Source organism: Ruegeria sp. CF8, from assembly GCF_056537285.1.
The window spans coordinates 261,178-278,513 of sequence record NZ_JBQFRG010000001.1; the positions used below are offsets into that span (position 1 = coordinate 261,178).

16 protein-coding genes are annotated in these 17,336 nt (G+C 57.1%); 11 read left to right on the forward strand and 5 right to left on the reverse strand.

All coding sequences use genetic code 11. The features are described 5' to 3' along the window. Positions 1-15: 15 nt before the first annotated feature. Positions 16-1,788, reverse strand: a complete 1,773-nt coding sequence (locus ACR0EV_RS01280; RefSeq protein WP_480798443.1) for an SLC13 family permease — start codon at positions 1,786-1,788, stop codon at positions 16-18. 110 nt (positions 1,789-1,898) lie between these two features. On the opposite strand from ACR0EV_RS01280, the gene ACR0EV_RS01285 reads away from it, so the two are divergent. Both ACR0EV_RS01285 and ACR0EV_RS01290 read left to right on the forward strand, forming a co-directional pair. After that, entirely contained in the window at positions 1,899-2,639 is a 741-nt protein-coding gene (locus ACR0EV_RS01285) for a YebC/PmpR family DNA-binding transcriptional regulator (RefSeq protein ID WP_170519960.1), read from the forward strand. 148 nt (positions 2,640-2,787) lie between these two features. After that, positions 2,788-4,068, forward strand: a complete 1,281-nt coding sequence (locus ACR0EV_RS01290; RefSeq protein WP_480798444.1) for a permease — start codon at positions 2,788-2,790, stop codon at positions 4,066-4,068. Between the two features lie 11 nt (positions 4,069-4,079). On the opposite strand, the gene ACR0EV_RS01295 is transcribed toward ACR0EV_RS01290, so the two are convergent. Next, entirely contained in the window at positions 4,080-4,769 is a 690-nt protein-coding gene (locus tag ACR0EV_RS01295; protein ID WP_480798445.1) for a nitroreductase family protein, read from the reverse strand. Between the two features lie 27 nt (positions 4,770-4,796). Continuing rightward, positions 4,797-5,690: a LysR family transcriptional regulator ArgP gene (locus tag ACR0EV_RS01300; RefSeq protein WP_480798446.1), complete on the reverse strand. Its 894-nt coding sequence runs from the start codon at positions 5,688-5,690 to the stop codon at positions 4,797-4,799. A gap of 88 nt (positions 5,691-5,778) precedes the next feature. On the opposite strand from ACR0EV_RS01300, the gene ACR0EV_RS01305 reads away from it, so the two are divergent. The 7 genes from ACR0EV_RS01305 to ACR0EV_RS01335 all read left to right on the forward strand — a co-directional run bounded on the left by ACR0EV_RS01305 (position 5,779) and on the right by ACR0EV_RS01335 (position 12,263). Continuing rightward, a complete protein-coding gene (locus tag ACR0EV_RS01305) occupies positions 5,779-6,378 on the forward strand; it encodes a LysE/ArgO family amino acid transporter (RefSeq protein WP_480798447.1) in 600 nt (199 codons plus the stop codon). A gap of 40 nt (positions 6,379-6,418) precedes the next feature. Further along, a complete protein-coding gene (locus ACR0EV_RS01310) occupies positions 6,419-7,327 on the forward strand; it encodes a DMT family transporter (RefSeq protein ID WP_171092466.1) in 909 nt (302 codons plus the stop codon). Between the two features lie 86 nt (positions 7,328-7,413). Continuing rightward, entirely contained in the window at positions 7,414-7,986 is a 573-nt protein-coding gene (gene betI, locus ACR0EV_RS01315; RefSeq protein WP_480798448.1) for a choline-binding transcriptional repressor BetI, read from the forward strand. Further along, positions 7,983-9,491, forward strand: coding sequence for a choline-sulfatase (gene betC / locus ACR0EV_RS01320; protein WP_480798449.1), 1,509 nt, complete (start codon positions 7,983-7,985; stop codon positions 9,489-9,491). Before betI ends, betC begins: the two co-directional genes overlap by 4 nt. A 70-nt stretch (positions 9,492-9,561) precedes the next feature. Further along, complete coding sequence (gene betA / locus ACR0EV_RS01325; protein WP_480798450.1) at positions 9,562-11,220, forward strand: choline dehydrogenase; 1,659 nt, start codon at positions 9,562-9,564, stop codon at positions 11,218-11,220. 55 nt (positions 11,221-11,275) lie between these two features. Then, the gene (locus tag ACR0EV_RS01330; RefSeq protein ID WP_480798451.1) at positions 11,276-11,923 is read left to right on the forward strand and encodes a thermonuclease family protein; all 648 of its coding nucleotides are present in this window, start codon (positions 11,276-11,278) and stop codon (positions 11,921-11,923) included. A 100-nt stretch (positions 11,924-12,023) separates the two neighbouring features. Further along, complete coding sequence (locus ACR0EV_RS01335; protein ID WP_171092456.1) at positions 12,024-12,263, forward strand: HP1242/YdcH family protein; 240 nt, start codon at positions 12,024-12,026, stop codon at positions 12,261-12,263. Positions 12,264-12,338: 75 nt separating this feature from the next. Here ACR0EV_RS01335 and ACR0EV_RS01340 read toward each other — a convergent pair whose 3' ends face one another. Both ACR0EV_RS01340 and ACR0EV_RS01345 read right to left on the reverse strand, forming a co-directional pair. Further along, entirely contained in the window at positions 12,339-13,739 is a 1,401-nt protein-coding gene (locus ACR0EV_RS01340; RefSeq protein ID WP_480798452.1) for a helix-turn-helix domain-containing protein, read from the reverse strand. A gap of 63 nt (positions 13,740-13,802) precedes the next feature. Beyond that, positions 13,803-15,008, reverse strand: a complete 1,206-nt coding sequence (locus ACR0EV_RS01345) for a multidrug effflux MFS transporter (RefSeq protein WP_480798453.1) — start codon at positions 15,006-15,008, stop codon at positions 13,803-13,805. A 183-nt stretch (positions 15,009-15,191) separates the two neighbouring features. Here ACR0EV_RS01345 and ACR0EV_RS01350 point away from each other — a divergent pair, with 183 nt between their 5' ends. Together ACR0EV_RS01350 and ACR0EV_RS01355 are read left to right on the forward strand one after the other, a co-directional pair. Continuing rightward, the gene (locus ACR0EV_RS01350) at positions 15,192-16,724 is read left to right on the forward strand and encodes an acyl-CoA carboxylase subunit beta (RefSeq protein ID WP_480798454.1); all 1,533 of its coding nucleotides are present in this window, start codon (positions 15,192-15,194) and stop codon (positions 16,722-16,724) included. Positions 16,725-16,837: 113 nt separating this feature from the next. Beyond that, positions 16,838-17,323, forward strand: coding sequence for a DUF6497 family protein (locus tag ACR0EV_RS01355; RefSeq protein WP_480798455.1), 486 nt, complete (start codon positions 16,838-16,840; stop codon positions 17,321-17,323). Positions 17,324-17,336 lie beyond the last annotated feature (13 nt).

Genomic DNA, 17,336 nt, shown 5'->3' on the forward strand with positions numbered 1-17,336 from the left:
TGCTACCTTTACCCGTCACAGCGGCCAGAAGACAAGGATGGCGGGGATGGAAACCGCGATGATCAGCACTTCAAGCGGCAGACCCATGCGCCAGTAGTCGCCGAACCGATAGCCTCCCGGACCCAGAACCAGCGTATTGTTCTTGTGTCCGATGGGCGTGAGGAACGCGGCCGAGGCAGCGACGGCAACCGTCATCAGGAACGGGTCGGGTGAAACCTCAAGCGTGCGGGCCATTTGTATTCCGACCGGTGCGGCGACAATGGCGGTGGCGGTGTTGTTCAGCACATCCGACAGAGTCATGGTCACGACCATCAGCACAGTCAGGATCGCCCAGGCAGGCAGGCCATCGGTCAGCTGGATCAGCGCATTGGCGATCAATTCAGTCCCGCCAGAGGTCTCCAACGCACTGCCAAGTGGGATCATCGACCCCAGCAGTACGACCACCGGCCATTCGATGTGATTATAAATATCCGCAATCGGCATGATTTTGGTCAGCACATAGGCGATGACCACTAGCCCCAGTGCAATGGGCAAATAGATCAGGCCCACACTTGCGGCCAAAACCGCAGCAGCGAACAGCCCAATGGCAAGCCATGCCTTATCGTTGGCGGTGACATTCAGACCACGCCCGGCAAGGGGCAGGCAACCCAACCATTCCGTTACATCCGCCGCCCGGTCGCGCGGGCAGAGCAGTAGCAGAATATCGCCGGGCTCCACCTCGGTCTTGCGAACCTGCTCGGTAATCCGCTGACCCTGACGCGAGATGCCCATCAGAACTGTGCTCTGCCGCCAGGCCAGTCCAAGCCCTTGTGCGGTGCGTCCGGTGATACGGGCGCTTTCCGGTACGACCACTTCAATAACGTCCAACCCGTCACCTTCTGCCGTCAGCACCTCTTGCCGCCGTGTGTCCGAGAAGTCGAGGTTCAGCGCGGCGCGAAATTCGTCCAACGCCTCGGGCCGAGCTTCCAGAACCAGTGCGTCGCCTTCTTTCAGCGTGGCATGGGCGGATCGGCCGTATCGCCGCTTGCCATCGCGGATCAGACCGATGATGGCGACGTCGGATTTTTCAGCGGCCTCATAAAGCTCGCTGACTCGTTTGCCGATATGCGCGGATTCAGGGGGGACAGTTAGCTCGGCTATATACTCCGCCAATGCTTCCGATGTTTCAGTTTGCGGCCCGCGATTTGGGATCAGGCGCCAGCCGACCAGAGCGACAAAGGCAAGACCAGCAATTGCGGCTATCCCGCCCACGGGCGCAAAATCGAACATGTGAAACGGCTCGCCCAGCGTTTCCTGTCGGATCGACGCGATGATGATATTCGGAGGTGTGCCGATCAGCGTCGCCATCCCCCCAAGAATGGTGGCAAAGCTCAGCGGCATCAGCGACAGACCCACTGATCGCCCCGCTTTTCGCGCGGTCTGGATATCAACAGGCATCAACAGCGCCAGCGCCGCCACGTTGTTCATGAAGGCCGATAAGACCGCGCCGATTCCGCCCATCAGAGCGATATGCGCGCCCAGCCCTCGTGAGGCATCGACCAATGTGCGGGTGATCATGAACACCGCCCCTGACCGGACCAAACCGGCAGAGACGACCAGAACCAGCGCCACGATGATGGTGGCCGGGTGGCCGAACCCTGCAAAAGCGTCATCCACTGGCACAACACCCAGCACGACACCGATCATCAGTGCGGCAAAAGCCACAAGGTCGTAACGAAACCGACCCCAAAGCAGCATTCCAAAAACCGTAATGAATAGCGCAAAAAGAATAATCTGATCTGTCGTCATACAGTCACCATAGTCCCAGCCCCGCAAGGAGCAAGTCGCTCTCTTGATCCCGCCCCCTGCAAACGTCTATATGAGCGCCGAACACGTAATCACGATGACGAGGACGCACTATGGCAGGCCACTCCAAATGGGCCAACATCCAGCACCGCAAGGGACGTCAGGACGCCGCGCGGTCCAAACTGTTTTCCAAACTGTCGAAAGAGATCACAGTGGCCGCCAAGATGGGCGACCCCGATCCCGACAAGAACCCGCGCCTGCGTCTGGCGGTGAAAGAGGCAAAGTCGAACTCGGTTCCCAAGGACGTGATCGACCGCGCAATCAAGAAATCGGTTGCAGGTGAAGGCGACGATTATGAAGAAATCCGCTACGAGGGATACGGCCCGAACGGTGTCGCGGTGATCGTCGAGACCATGACCGACAACCGCAACCGCACCGCCTCGACCGTGCGTTCGACCTTTTCCAAGAATGGCGGCAATCTGGGCGAGACCGGCTCGGTCGGGTTTATGTTCGACCGTAAGGGCGAAGTTGTCTATCAGGCGGATGCCGGCGATGCGGATACGATTTTCGAAGCCGCGATCGAGGCCGGGGCCGAGGATGTCGAAAGCTCGGAAGACGGTCACATCATCTGGTGCGCCGATACTGATCTGAACGATGTGTCGAACGCATTGGAAGAAGCACTGGGTGAATCGGAATCCACCAAACTGGTCTGGAAACCCACAACCACGACCGAGTTGGGTCTGGAAGACATGCAAAAGCTGATGAAGCTGGTCGATGCGCTGGAAGACGATGACGATGTGCAGCGCGTCACAACCAACTTCGAAGCCACTGACGAAGTGATGGCTCAGCTCTGAGTTGATAAAGACTTTGATTAAGAAACCCGGCCCAGCGTGCCGGGTTTTTTGCGTTTTCGGGCTGAGTCCAAGAGTTATTGGCTGAAACCTTCCAAACGCTTAGGCTGGGGTAACGGTGAAAATCTGGGAAGGCGCACTTTAAAAACCCATGACGGACGTGACCTCTGATACGGCAAAGCGCAACGTGCCGGTTCTGACCGGCCAGAGTATTGTGTCACAGGTTGCGTGGACTCTTGGCAGCCCATCGGTGGTATTGCCGTTTCTGGCGGTGTCTTTCGAACTGCCCATGTTTGTGGCAGGCGCGCTGGTTTCGGTGCGGATGGTTGGAAGCATGATTTCCGATTTCTTTCTGGCGCAATCCATTGCAGCTAAACCGCAAAAGAAGCGCGCAATTGCCATAACCGAGGTCGCTATCGGCGCCTGTCTTGTCCTGGCAATGGCCGCAGCCGCGACCGGCGTCGTCCCTTTGATCGCGGTAGTTTTCGTTTCAGTCTTTTTTGTAATCGGTCTGGTGGACGAGGTTCAAAACCTGATGTTCACCGATCTGCTGGGCGATCATGTCCATTCCCGATCCCGCATGGTGATGCACTATCTGCAGCTTGGCGGAGGTGGATTATGTGCCATTGGCCTTGCATTGCTGGTGCATCAGATCACCAAGGAAAACCCACCCTTCTCGCGCCATTCCACCATGATCGGCGTGTCTGTTGCGTTCTTTCTGCTGTCGGGGTTGTTGATGTTGGCAATGACAGAGAACGCACGCTCTGCCGCACAAGCAAAGCCGACTGAAACAAAAACTAGGTTGTCGCTCAAGTCCAGTCTTCAAGGCGTCTTGGGCATGTTCGAGCAGGCTTGGTTTCGGCGTTACATGGCCATGCGTATCCCTTTGGTGGCTGTTTCGCTATCAGTTCCCTTTTTCGCACTCATCGCGGCGGAGGCGCATCATAGTTCGGCGAAAGGTCTGACTGCGATGATCGTGTCTTCCGCCTCGGGGTATCTGGTTTCCGGGCCCTTGTGGCAAATCGTGAACATGAAGTCTCATCGCGCCGTCATGGTGGTTGGAACTTTGATGGTGGCAGCTACCGGAAGCGTTCTTTTGGCGTTCCATTACTTGGGCATCGATCACGAGGTTCATCTGCATGCCGTTGCGCTGTTTGTTGTTACGGTCGCAGTGACTGGGATCAGCAGTGCGCGCAAACTATATTTTCTGGATGTCGCGCCCAAAGAACAGCGTGTGCAGGGATCTGCCGCAATCAAGTCTTTCACACGATTGTTCGCGGTTCTGCTCTCGGCGGCCTTGGCCGCTGTCGCGCATATGCACGAGGTCGCCTTGGCGGTCAGCTTCATCGTTGCCGCCAGTCTGGTGGCCTGCGCGACGTGCTATCGCATGATGTCACCCATACAGAACGATGCGCCCGCTTCGCAGGAGTAATCCGGGAGTCCTCAGAAGAAAGAAGAAATCTCCTCCAACGGTTTCTTCAGCTTTGCCACCGCAGGCACCGTTGCGTTTTCCGAAGGGTGACCCACTGCGATGATCATTGTCGGTTTTTCTGATGCAGGGCGGTCCAGTGCATCGTTCAGAAACCGCATCGGATTCGGGGTATGGGTCAAAGTGCTGAGGCCCGCGTGGTGTAGCGCAGCCAGCAGAAACCCGGTGGCAATGTTCACGCTTTCCGGCACGTAGTAGTTCTTGTACCGCGTCCCATCTTCGAAGTGTCCCCAGCGCTGGGCGAACACCACGATCAGCCAGGGTGCAATAGTCAGATGTTCTTTGACAGCGTTGGTGCCGATGGGCTCCAACGCTTTTATCCATTCGTCACCTGCGCCGCCTGCGTAGAACCGGCGCTCCTCTTCTTCAGCTTCTTCTCGAATGCGCTGCTTTAGGTCAGGGGCCGAGATCGCAGCAAAATGCCAGGGTTGATGATTGGCGCCAGACGGCGCGGTGCCCGCCGTCCGCAGGCATGTTTCGATCACAGAGCGGTCCACCGGGCGAGGGCTGAAATCCCGCACCGTATGGCGCTGGCGCATCTTGTCGTAGAACTCTTGTGCGGCACCTTGCATGTCAGCATCGCTGATCTCGGACCGGTCCGGCAGGGGGATGGGATCATAGCTGAGGGCATCGCGTGAGAACATCGGTTCCTCCGAAACTGTGGTGTGCGATCAGTCCGCTTTGGGTGGCAGCAAGACCTGCTTGGCGGCACGTTGAACCGCATGTGTAAGCGGTTTGAGGGCAGGTGCAAGTACGCGACCAACCTGCCAGCTGAGCGCAACATCCAGCGGAGCATTGGCCAGGAGGGGCCGCAACCGTCCCTCTTCCAAAGCGTCTTGGGCAAGGGCCGCTGGGTTCATACCCCATCCCAGCCCGGCAATCGCGGCATCCACGAAGCCGTTCGAGGACGGCAGGAAATGAAATGGCGGCGACATGTGGCCCGCGACGTATTGCGACAGCCATGCTTTTTGCAGACCATCCTTTTGGTTGAAAACTAGGCAGGGCGCTTTGCTGAGCGTGCCCTCGTTCACACCATCCTTGAACCACGTGTTGATGAAGGAAGGGCTGGCTGTGGGTAGATATCGCAGCACACCCAGCGCCGTTACGTCACATCCGGTCACAGGACGCCCGCCCACAGTGACAGCGGCGCTGACCTCACCACGTTTCAGCCAATCTGCCGAATGGTCCTGGTCGTCGACGACAAGATCGAACAGCATATCGGGCACTTGCGCCATTGCATCGATAAACCATGTAGCCAGAACATCGGCAGGTACCGCTATGCGCACCCGTGCGGATCGCGGGTTCTGTTCCAACGCCAAATCGCGGGCCAATTGCGCCTCAAGAAGACCGACATCCTCGGCATAGCGGGCAATACGCAACCCTGCAGGCGTTCCGGTGCAAGGTGTAACCCGATGGATCAAGGATGCGCCGACCCGATCCTCCAGCGCTTTGATCCGTTGGGAAACTGCAGAAGGCGTGACAGCCAATTCCGCAGCCGCAGCTTCAAAGCTCCCAAGGCGCAGGATAGCAGACAATGCGGACAGTTGGTTTGGATCCAGCAGCATTAGAGTTTCTTAAGTCAGAGCAGAATCTTTAATTTGATAGGTCACGCCAAGGGGCTTAGTCAACGCTTGGAAAGGTTCAGGAGTTCCGATGCCAACATCCATGATCGCCGGTTTTGTACTGGGTTTCAGCCTGATCCTCGCGATCGGTGCGCAAAATGCCTTTATCCTGCGGCAGGGATTGCGACGCGAGCATGTTTTCGTTTTGTGTCTGACCTGTGCTGTGTCCGATGCTGTATTGATCGGCGCAGGAGTGGCTGGTTTTGGCACTCTAGCGCAGGCGGTGCCATGGTTTGAAACCGTGATGCGCTATGGCGGGGCCGCGTTCCTGACATGGTATGGGCTGCGCAGCCTTGGCTCGGCCTGGCAGGGCGGCGCAGTGATGGAGATCGGCAATGGTCAACGCACCAGCTTGAAAACCGCGCTCTTCACAGTGCTCGCCTTCACCTGGCTGAACCCGCATGTCTATTTGGACACTGTCGTGCTGATCGGTTCAATCTCGGCGCAGTATGACGACCGTCTGGGGTTTGCACTGGGCGCAATGACGTCCAGCTTTGTCTTCTTCTTCTCGCTGGGGTACGGCGCAGGCATTCTTTCGCCTGTTTTTACCCGCCCGCGGGCGTGGCAGGTGCTGGATGCCGGGATTGGCATTGTCATGTTGGGGATCGCACTGAAACTTGTTGTCATGTGAAGGGTTGTTCCTGACCGGGTTTCGGTGTTCAACCTAAGCCATGACTTCACACGCCGTTTCGTCCCGCCCCATAGCAGGCATGTTCTGGATGTTTTCCGCCGGGCTGTCTTTTGTTGTGATGACGGCTTTGGTGAAATCTCTGGGGACGACCATGAACCCGATTCAGGCAGCGTTTCTGCGATACGCTTTGGGGCTGGTTTTTTTGCTCCCGGCTCTGCGATCGATCATGGCAACACGGCTGACACCCCGTTTGTTGACGCTGTTCGGCGTACGTGGTGTGGTTCATGCCGTCGCGGTGATGCTGTGGTTTTTTGCCATGACGCAGATCCCGTTGGCAGAAGTCACTGCTATGAACTACATGACACCCGTCTACGTGACTTTGGGGGCAGCCCTTTTTCTGGGCGAAAAACTGGCCTTTCGGCGGATCGCAGCAATTCTGGTTGCTTTGGTCGGGGTGTTAATCATCCTGCGACCGGGCTTCCGAGAGGTGTCTCCGGGGCACCTGGCGATGCTGGGCACAGCTTTGACGCTGGGCGGTTCGTACCTGCTGGCTAAGCTGTTGGTGCGCGATGTGCCACCTTCGGTCGTTGTTGCGCATCTTTCGATTTGGGTGACACTGGCGCTGATCCCGTTTGCTGTGGCGGTCTGGACTCAGCCCAGCTTACGCGACCTGGGTGTTTTGTTTCTGGTGGCCTGCTTTGCCACCGCCGGGCATTATTTCATGACCCTAGCATTGCAAGCTGCACCCGTGGCTGTCACGCAGCCGATCACATTTCTTCAACTGATCTGGGCCACACTGTTGGGCGCTGTTGTGTTCCACGAAAGCGTCGATGTTTGGGTCGTTGCCGGTGGAACCTTGATCCTGTGCGCCGTCAGTTTCATCTCATGGCGCGAAGCCGTTCTGAATCGCCGAGACTTGACGCCTCCGAGTATTGCGCCGAAGCTATGAAACGCGTCTTATGGACGCTTTCATTGATTGACGAGTCAATAAAAAACTCCTAATTTGGGGTCATAACGCCTGTTCAGGGGGGAATGATGCCAAAAGTAGGAATGGAGCCGATCCGCCGGGATGCAATTGTCCGCGCCACGATTGCAGAATTGGGCGTGCAGAAATCCCTTGATGTGACAGTCAGCCAGATCGCGAAACGCGCGGGTATGTCCAGTGCACTGGCGCATCACTATTTTGGCGGCAAAGATCAGATATTTTTGGCAGCCATGCGTCAAATTCTGACGGATTTTGGCGAAGAGGCGCGTGCCAAATTGAAGGCGGCCGCGCCCGAGGAGCGAGCAATGGCAATCATTCAGGCGTGCTTTGCCCCCTCATGTTTCACACCGGACGTGATTGCGGCGTGGATGACCTTTTATGTCCTGGCGCAGACCAATGATGACGCGCTGCGCCTTTGGCAGGTCTATCAGGCGCGTATCCGTTCGAACCTTATAGATGCGCTTCGCCCCAAGATGAAGGATCCGGTTGAGGCGGCTGAAAACATGATCGCCCTGATCGATGGGCTATACATCCGAGCGGCTCTCAGCGCCCCGGAAGAACCGCAATTGGCGGTGAACCACGCAATGCGCGTGCTCAACACTCTGCTCGAGGCCGAAAAATGACAAAACCAAACATTCTGATCCTGATGGTGGATCAGCTGAACGGAACCCTCTTTCCCGACGGTCCCGCAGACTGGCTTCATGCCCCGAACCTGAAGAAACTGGCCGAGAAGTCGACGCGGTTTGCCAACGCTTATACGGCCTCGCCGTTATGCGCGCCCGGTCGGGCCAGCTTCATGTCCGGCCAACTGCCATCGCGCACCGGCGTCTATGACAACGCAGCCGAGTTCCGCAGCGACATTCCCACCTATGCACACCACCTGCGCAGGGCGGGATACTATACCTGCCTGTCCGGCAAAATGCATTTCGTCGGTCCCGACCAGATGCACGGGTTCGAGGATCGTCTGACCACCGACATCTACCCGGCCGATTTCGGCTGGACCCCAGATTACCGCAAACCGGGCGAGCGGATCGACTGGTGGTATCACAACATGGGCTCCGTGACGGGCGCGGGTGTTGCCGAAATCTCGAACCAGATGGAGTATGATGACGAGGTGGCCTACAACGCCAAGGCCAAGCTTTATGATCTGGCGCGCGGCAAGGATGATCGCCCGTGGTGTGTGACCGTCAGCTTCACGCATCCGCATGATCCTTACGTAGCCCGCCGCAAGTATTGGGATCTCTACGAAGATTGCGAGCATCTTCTGCCCGAGGTCGCTGATATCGGCTACGACAATCAGGACCCGCACGCCAAGCGGATCTTCGACGCCAATGATTGGCGCAGTTTTGACATCACCGAAGAAGACATCCGCAAATCCCGCCGCGCCTATTTCGCCAATATCTCTTATCTGGACGACAAGATCGGCGAGATTCTCGAAGTGTTGGAAACGACCCGGCAAGAGGCGATCATCCTGTTTGTCTCGGATCACGGGGACATGCTGGGCGAACGCGGCTTGTGGTTCAAAATGAACTTCTACGAAGGTTCAGCGCGTGTGCCGCTGATGATTTCATCACCTGATCTGCCTGCCGGGCGGATCGACACGCCGGTTTCCACGATCGATGTAACACCGACTCTTGGCGCCTTGGCCGGTGTCGACATGGATGAAATCGCACCATGGACGGATGGCGAAAACCTCGTTCCGCTGGCGAAAGGTGTCGAACGCACCGCGCCGGTGGCCATGGAATACGCCGCCGAGGCATCTTACGCGCCGCTGGTGTCGCTGCGCTATGGCAAGTGGAAATACAACCGCTGCGCGTTGGACCCGGACCAGCTTTTTGATCTTGAGGCCGACCCGCACGAGATGACCAATCTGGCAGACAGTCCCGAACATGCGGGTACGCTGCAAACCTTGCGCGCTAAATCCGAAGCCCGTTGGGATCTGGATCGATTCGACGCCGACGTCCGCGCCAGCCAGGCGCGCCGCTGGGTCGTGTACGAAGCGCTGCGGCAAGGCGGATATTACCCATGGGATTACCAGCCGCTGCAAAAAGCATCGGAACGCTACATGCGCAATCACATGGATCTGAACATCGTCGAGGAAAACGCCCGGTTCCCGCGCGGCGAATAACCTCTTCATCTTTTTGAAAATACTCCCGCCGGAGGCATCCAACCTTCTCGGCGGGGCAGGAGTTGTGGAAATGGAAGCAGATTTTGTCATCGTAGGCGCAGGGTCCGCAGGCTGCGCAATGGCATATCGTCTGAGCGAAGCCGGGGCCTCGGTCCTGGTGATTGAACACGGCGGGACAGACGCGGGACCGTTTATTCAAATGCCAGCCGCGTTGAGCTATCCGATGAACATGTCGCGTTACGACTGGGGCTATCAGTCCGAGCCCGAGCCGCACCTGAACAACCGTCGTCTGGCTTGTCCGCGTGGCAAGGTGATCGGCGGCTCGTCTTCGATCAATGGCATGGTTTACGTTCGTGGCCATGCACGTGATTTCGATACCTGGGCCGAGATGGGTGCAGATGGCTGGTCCTACGCTGATGTCCTGCCATACTATAAGCGCATGGAAAGCTGGCACGACGGGGGGCACGGTGGTGATCCGGCATGGCGTGGCACGAATGGTCCGCTTCATGTCTCGCGCGGTCCACGCGAAAATCCCTTGTTCAAAGCCTTTGTCGATGCGGGCCAGCAGGCCGGATACGAGGTCACGGGCGACTATAACGGCGAAAAGCAGGAAGGCTTTGGCCCGATGGAACAGACCGTCTGGAAAGGGCGGCGTTGGTCGGCGGCAAATGCCTATCTGAAACCGGCGCTCAAGCGCGACAATTGCGATATCATACGGGGCCTGGCGTCTCGGGTTGTGATGGAAAACGGCCGCGCCACCGGGGTGGAGCTGATCCGCGGCGGCAAGTCTGAAGTTATCAAAGCCCGGCGTGAGGTTGTTTTGGCAGCGTCCTCGATCAACTCGCCCAAGCTGTTGATGTTGTCCGGCATCGGTCCGGCTGAGCATCTGGCCGAGCACGGGATTGACGTTGTTGCGGATCGACCGGGCGTTGGTGCCAACCTGCAGGACCATCTGGAGCTCTATATCCAGCAAGCCTCGTTGCAGCCGATCACGCTGTACAAGCATTGGAACCTGTTCAGCAAAGGTCTGATCGGGGCGCAGTGGTTGTTTACAAAAACCGGCCTGGGCGCGTCGAACCAGTTTGAAAGTGCGGCCTTTATTCGGTCGAAACCGGGCGTAGAATACCCTGACATTCAGTACCACTTTCTGCCCATCGCGGTCCGTTATGACGGGCGGGCGGCAGCGGAAGGACACGGGTTCCAGGCGCATGTCGGTCCGATGCGGTCTCCGTCGCGAGGAGCAGTGACGCTGCGGTCCGCTCAAGCTGCGGATGCGCCAGTGATCAAGTTCAACTACATGAGCCATGAACAGGATTGGGAAGATTTCCGCACCTGTATCCGTCTGACGCGGGAAATCTTTGGCCAGGACGCTTTCAAGCCCTACGCGGGCAAGGAAATCCAACCAGGTGCCGCCGTGCAATCAGATGAAGAGCTGAACGCATTTATCGCAGAACATGCCGAAAGCGCTTATCACCCCTGCGGCACCTGCCGAATGGGGCGGGCAGACGACAAGAATGCTGTGGTCGATCCCGAAGGCCGAGTCATCGGTGTGGACGGGCTGCGCGTTGCGGACAGCTCGATCTTTCCTCAGATCACGAACGGCAATCTCAATGCACCGTCGATCATGGTGGGTGAGAAAGTGTCGGATTCCCTGTTGGGCAAAGACCCGCTGCCCAAAGCCAATGACCGGCCTTGGATCCACCCGAACTGGGCAACGGCACAGCGTTAACCTTTTGACATACCCCCCGGTTGAATATGCCTGATTTCAGGCGCATATCGGGGGCATGTTAAGGATTTGTTTAGCTTTTGTTCTGCTCCTGCCGTGTGTGACGCTGGCAGCTGAACGTCTTTCAGGCCAAGTTATCGTATTAGATGCAGATACTTGGGATGTCGGCGGCATCCGGATTCGCCTGCATGGAATCGATGCTCCCGAGCTGGATCAATCCTGTCAGGATGCCGAAGGGTCAACGTGGCCTTGCGGTGCCTGGGTTACACAGGAAGTTCGCCGGTTATTCCAGGGAAAAACAGCGTCGTGCATGCCGGTGGACCGGGATCGATATGGTCGCGTTGTCGCGAGATGCATGTTTGGGGCGCAAGATGCGGCCGATCAACTGGTGCGGCAGGGTTTGGCCTTTGCCTATAGCAAGTATTCACATGCCTATGAACCCGCCGAGCAAGACGCAAAGGCTCGGCATGCCGGGCTGCATCAGCAGCAAGTTCAGGTGCCTTGGGTACATCGCGCCGCCAAGAAGCCCGCGTCATCAGACGGGTGCCGGATTAAAGGAAACATCTCTGCCCAGGGCGAAAAGATTTACCACCTGCCGGGCCAGGCCTTTTATGCCAATACCCGGATTAGTACGTCCAAAGGCGAGCGTTGGTTCTGTTCTGCAGCTGCCGCCCGCGCCGCAGGATGGCGTGCGTCGCGACGCTGAAATTTGCATGAAAACTGCATGAAATTGATCCGCGTCAAAGCGGGTTCTCATGGGCGCGTCTACGACTGATTTGCAACGACTTATTATGGAGCGAACAGATATGTCCCACACCCCGCATGAACTGGCTGAAGAGTTCCCGGACAAAGTTGAATTGATGAGCCAGCTCAAGCAATCGGACGCGCATTTTGCCCGGCTGGCCGACGAGTACCACGAAATAAACCGCGTGGTTCATCGCGCAGAAACAAATGTCGAACCGATGGAAGATCTGGCTGAGGTTGAGCTGCGCAAAAAGCGTGCGGCCTTGAAAGATGAGATCTGGTCGATCCTGTCCAAAGCCTAAGCCAAGAGATGGGGGCTCTGCCCCCGTCGCGGCCCAAGCCGCGACTCCCCCGAGGTATTTTGGGCCAGGTGAAGATCAGGTGACTTCGTAGGGCAGGGTGCCGCGCATATGGGTGTCGATGCTTAGGCGGCGTTCCAGGGGCGGAACCGAGCGCTGGTGGCATGTTTGCCGTTCACAGATGCGGCAAGAGATGCCGATCGGTTCGTATGCACTGGCGTTATTGATATCGAGATTGTCGGCATAAACAAGCGCAGGTGCGTGGCGCACTTCGCACCCCAGAGCGATCGCATAGCGTCGGACAGGGGCGCCGAAGGATCCGCCGGACTTTGACACGTCCCGTGCAAGAGAAATATAGCGAACCCCATCTGGCGTTTCTGCAAGTTGGCGAAGAAAGTGCCCCGGTGTTTCAAAGGCGCGGTGCACGTTCCACAAGGGACAAGCGCCGCCAAAACGTGCAAATTGCAGGCGCGTGGCCGAGTGTCGTTTGGTAATCGTGCCGGCCTGATCCACCCGAACAAAGAAGAAAGGGATACCCTTTGCTCCGGGGCGCTGAAGCGTTGATAGCCGATGGGCAATCTGCTCGATTGACGCTCCGAACCGATTGCTGAGCAGTTCCAGATCGTGGCGCTCTTCTTGCGCGGCGGTCAGGAAGGCGGAATATGGCATCAAAGACGCGCCTGCGAAATAGTTGGCAAGGCCGATCTTTGCAATCGACCGGGCCTCGTCGCTTTGGAACTTTGCAAAATCGAGCGTTGCTTCCAACAGCTTGTCCTGGCTGATCAATGCAACCTGCAACAGCAATTGAAACACTTGGGTTTGCGGCGCAGCGCGCGAGGACAGGCGCAGTATCTTGCTTTCCGCATCGTAACTGCGCAGTGGGTCCATATCTGAAAAAACGACCTGAATACCGCGCTCTGACAGGCTGTTCAGGGCGGCCTGCCGTATTCCTCCGGGGCCGTCTGCCCGGTTGGCGAACAGTTCTGCGGCCCTGTCTACAGCGTCGATGTAGTTGTCGCAGTAATGAAAGAAATCGCGCACTTCTTCCCAAGGGCTGGCCTGAATACGTGCATCTTCGCGCCCCAAGGCTTCGTCCAGTGACGCCAGGCGTTCGTGTGTTTGGCGGTAGGTTTTGTGTAACTCGATAAAGGCGCGCGCCAAGGCGGGGGCGTTGGATGCGGTCAGGCGCAGATCAGCGAGTGGAGGTTGGGCATCGGCGAACACCGGGTCGGCCAATGCCTCACGCATGTCAGATACAAGCCGTTCGCTGTCGCCGGTACTGAGCTCGGTCACGTCCATGCCGAATTCCTGCGCCAAGGCTAACACAACCGTCGTCGAAATCGGTCTGTTGTTATTCTCCATCTGGTTCAGGTAGGGCAGGGAAACACCTAGTTTGGCTGCGAATTCACGCTGGGTCAGAGTCAGACGTGTGCGCATCTCGCGGAGCTTTGCGCCCGCATAGAGTTTTTGAGTCGCCATTGGGGGCCTTTGCAAGTTTCCTAAATCCGAAGACTAACTTTGCAAAGTGGCCCGTGCAAGCGATTAGAGCCCCAGTTGTCGTTCCCGTCGGATGACTGCCGCAATCGCACAAATGGCCAAAAAGGCTGTTGCCAGCATCAACCACAAAAGAGGCATCGCGCCGGTTTCGTGCGTCAACAGCGCGCCCGCCAACGCGCTTAGCCCTGCGCCGCCGCCCAACATTATGGCGCCGCTCAAGCCTGATGCGGTAGCCGCCAGGTGCGGGCGGACAGACAGTGCGCCGGCGGTTGCATTAGGAATGACCATGCCGTTTCCGATGCCGACAAAGGTCATGAGTCCAAAGAAGCTGAGCGCCGTTCCGCTGCCCACAAGAAAAAGCGATGCCGATAGCGCGACGCCGAAGGCATTTAGCAGGCTGCCCCAAAAAACCATGCGGTTCACGCCGACCCGCATGGAATAGCGCCCGCTGATGAAGTTCCCCGCGAAGTACCCGACGGCAGGTGCACCAAAATAGATGCCAACCTGCGCGGCGCTTAGCCCGAATAATTCAGTTCCAATAAAAGGGGCGCCGCCCAGATAAGCAAAGAAGGCCCCCGACGAAAATGCGCAGGCGAGTGAATACCCCCAGAAGCGTGGCGAGGTTAGCAATTCGGGGTATTCCTTGAATTGCTGTACGAGTGATTTCCCGCTTTTTGCTGCTGTTTCGCCAAAATCTGTAAAAGTCAGAAAAAGCGTCAAAGCACCAATTGCGAAGGGCAACCAGAAGTTTGCTTTCCAGCCGAAAGCCTCCTCGAGAATGCCGCCAATTGCAGGTCCGATCATGGGGACTACTGCCATGCCCATGGTCACGTAACCGATCATGGATGCAGCCTGGTCTTGATCGTACATATCCCGCACGGCTGCGCGGCTTAATACGATGCCTACAACAACGACTGCCTGACACATCCTGAAGGCCAGGAATATTTCGGCATTCGGCGCATAAATGCATCCCAATGTGGCTAGTAGGAAAAGCGCGAGTCCCCAAAGCAAAACAGGTCTGCGGCCCGCCTTGTCAGCAATTGGGCCAATCACGATTTGCAAAACGGCGTTGATCAAAAGGTAGAGGGCTATCGAGAGTTGCATGACCTTGTAATCGGTGTCGAAGTACAGGGCCATATTCGGCAGGCTCGGCAAGAACAGGTTCATGCTCAGGGCGGACAGGCCCGAGAGCAAGACAAGTGTTGCCAATGTAGGTGGTGTGCGCTGCATGGCGCCTGAGCTGAACTGCATAGTTCACATGTATAGTCATGGAATTTCGGAATGCCAGCCGTTGAGAAAAATCAATTCGATACTTAGCTATTTTGCAGTTATCCAGAATGTTGTTGCTGATACTTTGCAAATTTGCCGAAAAGAACTTTGGCTCAGGCTGTCTAACAGGTAGTGTCCGGTCAAATTTTAAAAGGGATACGCGTCATGAAAGACATCCTTTCGGAGTTGGAAAATCGCCGAGATGAGGCACGACTGGGCGGTGGGCAAAGAAGGATCGATGCCCAACATTCACGCGGCAAGCTGACAGCACGTGAACGGATCGAATTGCTGCTGGATGAAGGCAGCTTCGAAGAATTCGATATGTTTGTCAGCCACCGCTGCACTGAATTCGGTATGGAAAACCAAAAGCCTGCGGGTGATGGGGTCGTTACCGGGTGGGGCACAATCAACGGCCGTATGGTCTATGTGTTCAGCCAGGACTTTACCGTTTTCGGTGGGTCGCTCTCGGAAACCCACGCGCAGAAGATTTGCAAGATCATGGATATGGCTGTGCAGAACGGAGCGCCGGTCATCGGGATAAACGACTCGGGCGGGGCGCGAATCCAAGAGGGCGTTGCATCGCTGGCGGGGTATGCCGAAGTGTTCCAGCGCAATATTACGGCGTCCGGAGTTGTCCCGCAGATCAGCGTGATCATGGGCCCCTGTGCCGGTGGCGCGGTCTACAGCCCGGCAATGACTGACTTTATTTTCATGGTCAAAGACTCGTCTTACATGTTTGTGACCGGCCCGGATGTGGTCAAAACGGTCACCAACGAAGTGGTGACGGCCGAGGAACTGGGTGGCGCGTCGACACACACCAAAAAGTCGTCGGTCGCGGATGCTGCGTTTGAAAATGATGTCGAGGCGTTGGCCGAAGTACGCCGACTTGTAGACTTTCTGCCCCTCAACAACCGTGAGAAACCCCCGGTTCGTCCGTTCTTTGACGAACCCGGACGGCTTGAGCCGTCGCTGGATACCTTGGTGCCAGACAATCCCAACACGCCCTACGACATGAAGGAACTCATTACCAAAGTGGCGGATGAGGGTGACTTCTACGAAATCCAGGAAGATTTCGCCAAGAACATCATCACCGGCTTTATCCGTCTGGAAGGTCAGACCGTTGGGGTCGTTGCCAACCAGCCGATGGTTCTGGCGGGATGTCTGGACATTGACAGCTCGCGCAAGGCAGCGCGCTTTGTGCGCTTCTGCGATTGTTTTGAAATCCCGATCCTGACCTTTGTAGATGTTCCAGGCTTCCTGCCGGGCACGCAGCAGGAGTACAGCGGTGTGATCAAGCACGGCGCGAAGCTGCTTTATGCCTATGGTGAGGCTACAGTGCCCAAAGTGACCGTGATCACACGGAAAGCCTACGGCGGTGCTTATGTGGTTATGGCGTCCAAGCATTTGCGTGGTGATTTCAACTATGCCTGGCCCACAGCCGAGATCGCGGTGATGGGAGCAAAAGGCGCAACTGAAATCATCCATCGTGCGGATCTTGGGGACGCAGAAAAGACCGCGCAGCACGTTGCAGACTACGAAGATCGGTTTGCCAACCCCTTCGTCGCTGCGGAGCGCGGCTTTGTCGACGAGGTGATCATGCCTCAATCGACCCGCCGTCGTGTGTCCAAAGCGTTCGCCAGTTTGCGGGGTAAGCAGCTGAAGAACCCTTGGAAAAAGCACGACAATATTCCGCTGTAACTGCGCTGGGGCGGTGCAGGCCGCCCCGGTGTTCCTATGCGTCGTCAGGCTAAAAAATGGGCAAAACCCGCTCAAAATTGAGGCGGAATTGACAAGAATCGGCAAATAGTTGAATGATCCGACCCATCAGACATAGAACAGCGCAGTTCACAAGCACTGCGCGCGCGATCCCGGAAGGAGGAGCCCGCCCTTGGCGGGTCCGGGATCGCGCCATTTGTCTGCTGTTCAGCGCGCTTTGTACTTCTGCCTTTGCTCAATCGGATGCCCAGCTGCCGGTGCCGTCTGGCCAGCCTGTGCATTTGGATGACGTCTTGCTCGACAACAATCCGGGCGAGCTTTGGGTGCGCTTTCGCTTCATCGCTCCAAAAATTGGCGCGACGGTAGGACGGATCACTTATGATGTCGCGTCGAAAGACATGGAGCATCTGTGCCAAATACTGGCCGTTCCCTATGTGGCCCAACATGAATTGCAGCCAGCGCGGGTCGTCATTTCATTGGCAGACCGACCGGTGGAGTTTGGCGATGCTGCCCCGGACGCGACGCAGTTTTTTGAAGCCTACCGGCTTGAGCAGTCCCGGTGTATCTGGGAGGGGCTTTGATCATGAACTCTTT

Excerpts from the sequence above, each read along its gene's own strand:
- ACR0EV_RS01280 (WP_480798443.1), bottom strand. The coding sequence starts at position 1,788 with ATGACGACAGATCAGATTATTCTTTTTGCGCTATTCATTACGGTTTTT.
- ACR0EV_RS01285 (WP_170519960.1), top strand. The coding sequence starts at position 1,899 with ATGGCAGGCCACTCCAAATGGGCCAACATCCAGCACCGCAAGGGACGT.
- ACR0EV_RS01290 (WP_480798444.1), top strand. The coding sequence starts at position 2,788 with ATGACGGACGTGACCTCTGATACGGCAAAGCGCAACGTGCCGGTTCTG.
- ACR0EV_RS01295 (WP_480798445.1), bottom strand. The coding sequence starts at position 4,769 with ATGTTCTCACGCGATGCCCTCAGCTATGATCCCATCCCCCTGCCGGAC.
- ACR0EV_RS01300 (WP_480798446.1), bottom strand. The coding sequence starts at position 5,690 with ATGCTGCTGGATCCAAACCAACTGTCCGCATTGTCTGCTATCCTGCGC.
- ACR0EV_RS01305 (WP_480798447.1), top strand. The coding sequence starts at position 5,779 with ATGCCAACATCCATGATCGCCGGTTTTGTACTGGGTTTCAGCCTGATC.
- ACR0EV_RS01310 (WP_171092466.1), top strand. The coding sequence starts at position 6,419 with ATGACTTCACACGCCGTTTCGTCCCGCCCCATAGCAGGCATGTTCTGG.
- betI (WP_480798448.1), top strand. The coding sequence starts at position 7,414 with ATGCCAAAAGTAGGAATGGAGCCGATCCGCCGGGATGCAATTGTCCGC.
- betC (WP_480798449.1), top strand. The coding sequence starts at position 7,983 with ATGACAAAACCAAACATTCTGATCCTGATGGTGGATCAGCTGAACGGA.
- betA (WP_480798450.1), top strand. The coding sequence starts at position 9,562 with ATGGAAGCAGATTTTGTCATCGTAGGCGCAGGGTCCGCAGGCTGCGCA.
- ACR0EV_RS01330 (WP_480798451.1), top strand. The coding sequence starts at position 11,276 with ATGTTAAGGATTTGTTTAGCTTTTGTTCTGCTCCTGCCGTGTGTGACG.
- ACR0EV_RS01335 (WP_171092456.1), top strand. The coding sequence starts at position 12,024 with ATGTCCCACACCCCGCATGAACTGGCTGAAGAGTTCCCGGACAAAGTT.
- ACR0EV_RS01340 (WP_480798452.1), bottom strand. The coding sequence starts at position 13,739 with ATGGCGACTCAAAAACTCTATGCGGGCGCAAAGCTCCGCGAGATGCGC.
- ACR0EV_RS01345 (WP_480798453.1), bottom strand. The coding sequence starts at position 15,008 with ATGCAGTTCAGCTCAGGCGCCATGCAGCGCACACCACCTACATTGGCA.
- ACR0EV_RS01350 (WP_480798454.1), top strand. The coding sequence starts at position 15,192 with ATGAAAGACATCCTTTCGGAGTTGGAAAATCGCCGAGATGAGGCACGA.
- ACR0EV_RS01355 (WP_480798455.1), top strand. The coding sequence starts at position 16,838 with ATGATCCGACCCATCAGACATAGAACAGCGCAGTTCACAAGCACTGCG.